This is a genomic window from Streptomyces telluris (assembly GCF_024519335.1).
Taxonomy (GTDB): domain Bacteria; phylum Actinomycetota; class Actinomycetes; order Streptomycetales; family Streptomycetaceae; genus Streptomyces; species Streptomyces telluris.
In genome coordinates this window covers 156,768-165,858 of record NZ_JANIID010000016.1, presented here as the reverse complement: position 1 = coordinate 165,858, position 9,091 = coordinate 156,768, and the positions used below count along the sequence as shown (strand labels likewise).

The window sequence follows — 9,091 nt, the reverse complement described above, 5'->3', positions numbered from 1 at the left end:
CGAGGTCAGCCGCCGCCACCATGACGTCTGAATCCAAAGGCAAGGGAGCAACACACATGCTGCTACGTGATGTTGAGTACGGCGACGTCGACGCCTACGTCCGGATGCGATGCGACCCGGTCATGATGGCCGAGCTGGGCGGACCGCTGCCTCGCGAAGGCATGGAGGCGAAGGTCCAACGTGATGTTCAACGGGTGGCAGCGGACACCGACTGGACAAAGATGATCGTGCCCGATGAGGCCGAGCTGGACGTGGTCGCGGGAACCGTGACCTTGTGGCACCACGACGCAGCCGGCGAGCGCATCTCCGAGATCGGCTGGATGGTGCTGCCGGAATACCAGGGACGGGGACTCGGAAAACAGGGCGTCCGCACGCTGCTTGAGCTGGCCTTCGACGACGGCCGGTGGGGGCTGATACACGCATTCCCCGCAACAACCAACGCACCGTCCAACAGCATCTGCCGCACCCTCGGATTCCGATTCCTGGGCAAGCAAGACGTGCCCTTCGCCGGTCGAGTCCTGCAAACCAACCACTGGGCCATCGACCCTCGCACCGACCTGACCTGATACAGGTCCATGGCACGCCGGGGACCCGCACGGAACCCCGAGGGCGGGAGGCATTCAGAGAGTTCCAATACCCGACTCCACCATTACACCTGCAACCGGACGCCCACAAGGCCGTCCTCGGAGTGTGGGAGCGCTTGGATGTCCCGCTGAGCATAGCTGCATAGATCGACCCTCCGCCCTGTCCGCACGGACAGGGCGGAGGCCGGTCACGTTCTGTGTCCGGTCGGCCGGTAGGTACACGCCTCGGTGCGGGGTGCGTTCGCTGCCTTCCGGCGGGCTTTGCTTGGACCTGGCCCGCTCGACGCGCTGCCGCCGGACAGGCATGATGGGGGCGGATGAGGAGTGTCGCAGTCTTCGTCCGTGATCGTTCTGGGTGGCAGGTTGCGGTCTCGCCGGGTTGGTGCAGGTGCTCCGGGGGCCTGATACGGCGAGCGCTGGCACCTGCTGACTGTGACGCTCGTTTGACGCTCAGAGCCGATATCAGCCCACTTGGGGGGCTGATAAACCGCCTCTGACCAGCAGTTTTTCCAGGGGCACGCCCTTGTGACGTGTAAACGATGACGCACCACGTGGAGTGCGTGGCGATCCTGAAGCCGGTCGCTAAGGACGCCTGACCGGGCCCAGGGCTCCCGGCCCCGGTCAGGTGGTCCGGCAGGCTAATGGGTCGGCCGCCCCAGCGGTGTGCGGAATTCTCGCTGGTACCACAGCAAGGGCTCGCCGCCGGGGCCCTGGCGGGTTTCCAGGAGTTCGCCGAGGAGCAGGTCGTGGTCGCCGGCGGGGAGGACGTCCGCTCGTCGGCACAGGAAGGCCGCGTGTGCGTTGGCGAGGACCGGGAGGGCGGAGCCCGGCCACGTCTCGAAGCCGCCGGAGGCGAACCGGTCGATGCCGCTGCGGGCGAACGTCCTCGCCGTGGCGGCGTGTTCGGCGCCCAGGAGGTTGACCACGAACTCGGGGGCGGACGTCAGGGCCGGGTGGCAGCTGGACGTGCGGGCGATGCCGACGAGCAGCAGCGGCGGTTCCATGGACACGGAGGTGACCGCGCTGGCGGTGAACCCCCAGCGGCGCCCCGTCTCGTCCGCGGTCGTGATGATGGTCAGCGGCGCCGCCAGGTGCGCCATGGCGTCGCGGAACTCTGCCGCACCGATCGGTGCCCGGGTCGTCTGCGTCGGCGTGGTCACGGGGTCTCCTCCCAGCGGAACGTCATGTGAGAGCTCACCGCAGCAGCTCGGCCGGGGTGACCCTGCGGGTCGTCCCGTCGGCGAACGCGAAGTCGTAGGAGAGCGCGGACAGCGTCTTGTCGTACAGCGCCGCCATCTCCGCGTGGTCCGCGCCGCTGCCCCACACCAGGTACAGGATCTGGGTGTTGACGCCGCCGGGCAGTTCCTCGCCGATGCGCGTGAAGCCGCGGTAGCCCGCGATGCCGTCCAGGGCGCGCACGTCGTCCTCGCCGTGGACGGCGACGAGCCGGGCCGGTTCCACCGGCGCGAGGCCGATGAACACGAAGTGCACCCGGCGCGGGCGGAGCGGGGGGAGCCGCACCTGCTCGCCGAGGGCGAGGAGCGCGGCCACCCGGGCCAGGTCGACGCCGGACGACTCCTGGCCGAGCAGGTGGATGTGCCCGCCGATACGGCCGTTGACCTCGATGATCCGCGGTCCGTCGGGGGTCAGCTTGACCTCGGTGTGGGTGAGGCCGTTGGTGACCCCGAGGGCGCGCAGCGCGTCCCCCGTCAGGGTCCGGATCTCGTCCTCCAGTCCGTCCGGCAGGGCCGGCGGCCAGAAGTAGCCGGTCTCGCGGAACGGCGGCGCGAGCGGGAGCTTGCCCGTGACCGCCAGGTGCGTGATGCCCTGCGGCCCGCACAGGCTCTCCACCGAGACGTAGTCGCCGAAGTCCAGGTCGGTCCGGCCCTGCAGCAGCTCCTCGGCGACCACGGTGGTGCCGGTCGCGTCCGCGGTCACGAACACCTCGGCGACCAGGCGCTCCACCTCCTCCGGGTCCGCGACGACGAAGACGCCCCGGCTGCCCTCGCCGCGCAGCGGCTTGACGATGGCGGGCAGGCCCACCTCGGCCGCCACCCGCGGCCACTCGTCGGCCGAGGTCAGCGCGATGCTGCGGACCCGGTCCACGCCGGTCTCCGCGAGGCGGGCCCGCTGGCGGGCCTTGTCGATGAGCATGAGCGTGGTCTCGGGGGAGTGGCCGGGCAGGCCGAGCGCCGAGGTGAGGGCCGAGGTGGTGGTCAGCTGCGACTCGGCGAAGGTGAGCACCGCGGCCGGGTTCTCGGCCCGGACGGCGGCGATGTCCGTCTCCGGATCGCCGGTCAGCCGGAGGGTGCGCCCGACCTGTTCGAGCAGGGGCCGCATCTCCTCGTTGTGCGCCGAGTCGGGCAGCAGGAACAGCAGCTCGCCGAGGCCGGACAGGCCCGCCGAGAACTGGGCGGGCGCGACCGCGCCCTTGTCATAGACGACCGCGATGGTCCGGGCCGTGCTCATCGGGCACCCTCCGCGCAGTATTCGAGCGCGGTGACGCCGAAGCTGAAGCCCATGCCGCTGGACGCCACCAGAATCAGATCGCCGTGCCGCAGTCGCTCACGCGCAGCCAGCTCTTGCAGACAGATCACGGTGTCGCTGCTCGCCATGTGGCCGAGCCGCCCGTAGGTGAAGACACTCTGCTCCTCGGCCAGGCCGAGGGCGGTGAGCAAGCGCGACTGGATGTTGCGGTCACCCTGGTTGATGAGCAGGTAGGCGATGTCGCCGCGCTTGCGGCCGATCGCGTCGAGCGCCTGCTGCGCGAGGGCCTCGAAGTTCTCCATGTAGGCCGTCGACAGGCCCTTGCGTCCGCCCTGGAAGCGGAACGAGGGCCCGTCCGGGCCCTGCTCGCCGCCCCAGAAGTCGGCCCAGCTCGCGTCGGTGCGCATGGCCGCGTGCAGGTGGCGGTACGCGTAGCCCTCCGGTCCGACCAGGATGGCGCTGCCGGCGTCGCCCGCGTTGAACAGGGGCAGCGTGGTCGCGTCGTGGTAGTCGACGAGACGGCCCAGCCGGTCGCCGAGCAGGACGAGCACGTACCCGCCGTGCGACCGGGACTTCTCACAGGCGATCTGCAGCGCCGTCATGCCCGCGTTGCAGAAGTTGCCCACCTCGAAGCAGTGCGCCCGGTCGATGCCCAGCTCGTGCGCGATCTTCGCGGCGGGGGACCAGGCGGGCCGGTCCCAGACGCCCGAACCCGCGTACAGGACGTGGCGGATCCCGGCACGGTCCACGCCGGTCCGGTCCAGGACCGCGGCCGCCGCGTCCCGGGCGATCTCCCAGGCGGTCTCGTCCGGACCGAGGACCGGGATCTCCTCGCACAGGGTGATCTTGCGGATCTCCTCGGCCGGCAGCCCGGAAGCGCGCTGCATCTGTTCCACCGTGGCGCGGCCGCGGGGGAAGCGCACATCGAGATCGACGATTCCGCTCATGGCCGCACCGCCTCGGGTGCGGCCATGTTCGTGCGGTGGCGCACGGTGTCCTCCAGGATTTCTTCGAGTGCCGCGGCCGGGCCGGTGACCCGGTCGCCGAGGTAGAAGTGGTGGCCCGCGAACACCCGCAGGGTGAAGGGGCCTTCGGTGTGGGCGCGCCAGGCCGTCGCGTCCGCCACCGTCGTCGTGGGGTCGGAGGCCCCGGTGAAGGCGGCGAGCGGAGCGGCCACGACGGCCCGGGGGTCCGGGCGGTGGGTCAGCGCGGCCCGGACGTCGGCCCGCAGGGCCGGCAGGACCAGGCGGAGCAGCTCCGGGCTCTCCAGGACGCGTGCGTCGGTGCCGTGCATGGCCCGGATGTCGCCGAGGAGCTCGTCGTCGCCGGGTGGCGTCTCCTCGCGGTGCACGGAGGGGGCGCGCCGCCCCGAGACGACCACGGCCGCGGGGCCCGGCCCGCCCGAGGCCTCCAGGCGCAGCGCGAGCTCGAAGGCGAGTACGGCGCCCATGCTGTGCCCGAAGAGCACCAGCGGCCGGCCGGCGGCGTCGGGAACCTCCCGGGCGAGCGCGGCGTGCAGGGCGTCGGCGCAGTCGTGCAGGGACGTGAACGCGGGCTCCGCGAGCCGGTCCTGACGGCCCGGGTACTGCACGGCCAGCACCTCCGCCGTCCCCCGGGCCGCCAGCTCCCCGGCCAGCGGCCGGAAGAAGCCGGCGGTTCCGCCGGCGTGGGGCAGGCACAGCAGCCGCGGCGCGTCCGCGGCCGCCGTGCCCAGGGTGCGGATCCATCGGCCGGTCATGGGGAGACGAGCTCCCACAGCGCGGCCTCCAGGGCCGCGGCCAGCTCCTGCGCTGCCCCGGCGGCCACCTTCGCGGGGTCGGTCGTGATGTCGAGCCTCCACTGGTCGCTGCCGGTGTGGCGGCCGATCTCCACGGAGACGGGGAAGCTGTTGCGGTCGCTCAGCCACCAGTCCGCCGTCTTGAGGAGCATGAGGTCGTCCAGGGCGTCCACCATGCCGAAGCTGGTGAAGTTGAACAGGACCTCGAACGGCGTGGCCTTGACGTCCCGGGTGATCCGGGACAGCGGGTAGCGGCGGTGCGGCAGCATCTCCTGCTCGGCGGCGAAGGCCGCCCCGACCAGGCCGGCGGGGTCCTTGCCGGCGAGGTCCACGCGCAGCGGCACGCTGTTGAGGAACAGGCCGAGGGTCGCCTCCGCCGAGGCGGCTTCGGGCCTGCCGCCCGACACCACGCCGGTGACGACGTCCTCGGTTCCGGAGACCCGGCCGAGGGCCAGCAGATGGGCGGCGAGGAAGACGCTCTTGACCGGGGCGCCGAGCGCGGCGGCCCGCTCGCCGACCCGCGCCACCAGCTCGGGCGGGAGGATCACGGTGACGTCCCGCTCGGGCGCGCGGCCGCCGCCGTCGGACGCCCCGCCCGCGGCAGACGCCCCGCCCGCGGCAGACGCCCCGGACGGGGCGGGCAGCCGGGTGGCGGTGGCCCCGTCGAGCAGCCCTGTCCAGTACTCCCGGGCCGTGTCCGACCCGGCCTCGCGGGCCTCCAGGGCGACGAACTCCCGGTAGGGGAAGGGGCGCTCGTCGTCGGCGTACGCGGTGAGGCCGGTCATCTCGCGGTCGTATCCGGTGAGCAGCTCGGTCATCAGGAGCGCGAAGCTCCAGCCGTCCAGGATGCTGTGGTGCGTGGAGACCGCCAGGTGGAAGTCCTCTTCCCCGTGCCGGAGCACGTGGCAGCGAAGGAGCGGCGCCCGGGTGAAGTCGAAGCGCTCCTGCCACTGTCCCTGCCACCAGTGGCGCAGTGCGGCATCCGGGTCGAGTCCCGCGGCAGGCGTGACCACGGTCAGCGGGATCTCCGCCGCGGCGTGCACGTACTGGACGACCTGCCGGTGGCTGCCGAGATCGAAGGAGGTGCGCAGGATCTCGTGCCGGCCCGCGAGGGCGTCCAGCGCGCGCCGCAGCGCTCCGAGGTCGAGCGGTCCGTGCACGCGCACGCTCTCCAGGTCGTGGTAGAGCGTCGGGTCGCCACTCATCTTCGAGTGGAAGATGATGCCCTGCTGGAGGGTGGAGGCCGGGTAGGCGGCCTCCACGCCGTACGGGGCGCCGGCGAGGAAGCGGTCCTCGGCGGATTCGGCGGATTCGGCGACTCCGGGGCCGGTACCTGCGGCCTCCCCGGCGCTTGCGCTCTCCTCGGCCTGCGCGGCGGACGCTTCCTGGGCGCGGCAGTACGCGGCCAGTGCGCTCACGGTCGGGTGCGCGAAGAGCGCCACCACCGTGACCGGCAGGCCCGCCTCCTTGGCCCGCACCACCATCGGGATGGCGCGCATGGAGTCGCCGCCGATGGCGAAGAAGTTGTCGTCGGTGCCCACCGCGGGCACCCCGAGCGCCTCGGCCCAGATCGCCGCGAGCAGTTCCTCGACGCTGTCCGCGGGGGCCCGGAGCGGGCCCGCGGGGGCCGTGACCCGCGCCTCGGGGCGGGGCAGCGCGTCCCGGTCCAGCTTGCCGTTGGGGGTCATCGGCAGCGCGGTCATCGGGACGAACGCGGACGGCACCATGTGGGCGGGGAGCCGCCCGGCGGTGAACTCCCGCAGAGCGGCGGGCAGTCCGTCGGCCGGCTCCGCGCCGCCGCGCCCGACCCAGTAGCACACGAGGCGCTGCTGCCCGGGCTCGTCCTCGCGGACCACGGCGACGGCCTCGCGGACGTCGGGGTGGCCGAGCACGGTCGCCTCGATCTCGCCCAGCTCGATGCGGAAGCCGCGCAGCTGGACCTGGCCGTCGGCCCGCCCGTGGTAGTACACCTCGCCGTCGGCGCCCGGCTCGGCCAGGTCGCCGGTGCGGTAGAGCCGGCCGCCGGGCGTGAACGGGTCGGGCAGGAAGCGCTCCCGGGTCAGCTCGGGACGGTTCAGGTAGCCCCGCGCGACACCGGCCCCGCCCACGTACAGCTCGCCCTGCACGCCCGGGGCGACGGGCCGCAGCTCCTCGTCGAGCACGTACAGGGTGAGGTCGGCCAGCGGGGTGCCGATGGGGCTGCGCCGGTCGTCGAGGTCGGCGCGGGTGATGCGGCGCAGGGTGACGTGCACGGTCGTCTCGGTGATGCCGTACATGTTGATCAGCCGGGGCCGGTCGTCGCCGTACCGCTCCACCCAGCGCCTGAGCGTGGCCGGCTCCAGCTTCTCGCCGCCGAAGACCACCGTGCGCAGCGCCGTCCCGGGGAAGCCGAGCGCCTCGGCGGCCGTGGCCAGCTGGCGGAAGGCGGAGGGCGTCTGGCTGAGCACGGTGACGCGCTCGGCCACGAGCAACTGCACGAACGCCTCGGGGTCGCGGCTCAGCTCGTACGGCACCACGACGACCCGGCCGCCGTACAGCAGGGCGCCCCACAGCTCCCACACGGAGAAGTCGAAGGCGATGGAGTGGAACATCGTCCACACGTCGTCCGGTCCGAAGCCGAACTCCGCCTCGGTGGCGGTGAACAGGCGGGCCGCGTTGGCGTGGCTGACGACGACGCCCTTCGGCCTGCCGGTGGAGCCGGAGGTGTAGATCACGTACGCGACGTGCTCGGGCCGCAGGTCGACGGCGGGCGCGGTGTCCGGCTCGCCCGCGAGGTCGTCCTGCGCGGGGGCGACGACGGTCAGGCCCAGCTCGGGCACCTCGTCGCCGACCACGAGGCGGCAGCCCGCGTCGGCCACGGTGGAGCGCAGCCGCTCCAGCGGGTAGCGCGGGTCGAGCGGCAGGTAGCCGGCGCCGGACTTCAGGATGCCGAGCACCCCGACCACCAGGTCGACGGTGCGCGCGCAGGAGAGGGCGACCAGCTGCTCCGGGCCCGCGCCGAGCGCCACGAGCCGGTGGGCGAGCCGGTTGGCCGCGCGGTCGAGCTCGGCGTAGGTCAGCCGGCGCTCGCCGTCGCTGACGGCGATGCGCCCGGGCAGGGCGGCCGCCGCGGCGGCGAAGGACTCGTGGAGGGGGCGCACCGCGTGCTCCCCGCCGTCGTGCGCGGCGGTCATCGCCGTCCCTCCGTGTCGTCGGTGCTGAGCCGGCGCAGCCGGTTCAGGTGGTCGAGACCGCCGAGGACGTCGGCGGTGGGCAGGCCGAAGTCGATGAGACAGGCGATCTCGTCGACGCCGATGTCCCGCAGCCGCTCCACCACCGCGCGGCACTTGTCGACGCCGCCGAGCAGACCGCCGTCGTCGTAGTAGCGCTCGAAGGCCCGCTCCACGAGGAAGTCGATGTCCTTCTCGCGCAGCTTGGACGGGTCGATCTTGCGGGCGTTCTCCAGCTTCGAGCCGCCGAGGATGAGCCCGAGCGAGCTGCGCAGGTACGCCGACATGGGCGCGCGCACCAGCTCCCGCGCCGCGTCGTCGTCCTCGGCGAGGAAGGTGTGCACCATGAGGGCCACGTGGCCGGGCCAGCTGTCCGCGCCGGGGCGCTCGGCGACGGCCTTGCGGTACAGGGCGATCTTCTCGGCGAGCTGGTCGAGGTCCTGGCCGAGCAGGTGGGTGAGCAGGCCGTACCCGCCCTTGCCGGCCTCCTCCACGGTGCGGGCGTCGCCGCCGCTGGTGATCCACACCGGCAGCTCGGGCTGCACCGGCGGCGGGAAGATCCGTACGTCGGCCTCGTCGCCGGTGCCGCCCGTGACGGTCATCGACTCGCCGCGCCACAGCTTCCGGACCTGTGCCGCCTGGTCGAAGAGGCCCGCCCTGCGGTTCTCGTACGCACCGGGGTTGAGGCAGAAGTCCGTGGCGTGCCAGCCGGACGCGACCGAGATGCCGGCGCGGCCACCGGAGATGTTGTCGACGACCGACCACTCCTCGGCGATGCGCAGCGGGTGGTGCAGCGGGGCCACCACGCTGCCCGCGCGGATCTTGACGCGCTCGGTGATCGCCGCGAGGGCGGCGCCGGTCACCGAGGGGTTGGGGTAGGTGCCGCCGAAGGCGTGGAAGTGCCGCTCCGGCGTCCACACCGCGGTGAAGCCGTTGCGGTCGGCGAACCTGGCGCCTTCGAGGAGGAGCTCGTAGCGGTTGCCGCCGTCCTCGCCCGCGCTGTCGTTGGCGAAGTAGAAGAGGCTGAAGTCCAT

Annotated in this window: 7 protein-coding genes; 1 reads left to right on the top strand and 6 read right to left on the bottom strand. The window is 72.8% G+C overall.

Annotation, left to right across the window (positions count from 1 at the left end):
• Nucleotides 1-56: 56 nt before the first annotated feature.
• On the top strand, nt 57-566 hold the full coding sequence (locus NQU55_RS19005) for a GNAT family N-acetyltransferase (RefSeq protein ID WP_168094818.1): 510 nt from the start codon (nt 57-59) through the stop codon (nt 564-566).
• Between the two features lie 656 nt (nt 567-1,222).
• Here NQU55_RS19005 and NQU55_RS19000 read toward each other — a convergent pair.
• The 6 genes from NQU55_RS19000 to NQU55_RS18975 are packed head-to-tail and all read right to left on the bottom strand — an operon-like array spanning nt 1,223 to nt 9,091.
• Nucleotides 1,223-1,744 (bottom strand): flavin reductase family protein, encoded by a 522-nt coding sequence (locus NQU55_RS19000; RefSeq protein WP_256790877.1) that lies wholly within the window; start codon nt 1,742-1,744, stop codon nt 1,223-1,225.
• A gap of 34 nt (nt 1,745-1,778) precedes the next feature.
• Nucleotides 1,779-3,053, bottom strand: coding sequence for an ATP-grasp domain-containing protein (locus NQU55_RS18995; RefSeq protein WP_168094817.1), 1,275 nt, complete (start codon nt 3,051-3,053; stop codon nt 1,779-1,781).
• The gene (locus NQU55_RS18990) at nt 3,050-4,018 is read right to left on the bottom strand and encodes a 3-oxoacyl-ACP synthase III family protein (RefSeq protein ID WP_168094816.1); all 969 of its coding nucleotides are present in this window, start codon (nt 4,016-4,018) and stop codon (nt 3,050-3,052) included. Before NQU55_RS18990 ends, NQU55_RS18995 begins: the two co-directional genes overlap by 4 nt.
• A complete protein-coding gene (locus tag NQU55_RS18985) occupies nt 4,015-4,809 on the bottom strand; it encodes a thioesterase II family protein (RefSeq protein WP_256790876.1) in 795 nt (264 codons plus the stop codon). Before NQU55_RS18985 ends, NQU55_RS18990 begins: the two co-directional genes overlap by 4 nt.
• Nucleotides 4,806-8,021: a non-ribosomal peptide synthetase gene (locus tag NQU55_RS18980; RefSeq protein ID WP_168094293.1), complete on the bottom strand. Its 3,216-nt coding sequence runs from the start codon at nt 8,019-8,021 to the stop codon at nt 4,806-4,808. The genes NQU55_RS18985 and NQU55_RS18980 overlap by 4 nt, the downstream gene beginning before the upstream one ends.
• Nucleotides 8,018-9,091, bottom strand: coding sequence for a MupA/Atu3671 family FMN-dependent luciferase-like monooxygenase (locus tag NQU55_RS18975; protein ID WP_168094292.1), 1,074 nt, complete (start codon nt 9,089-9,091; stop codon nt 8,018-8,020). The genes NQU55_RS18980 and NQU55_RS18975 overlap by 4 nt, the downstream gene beginning before the upstream one ends.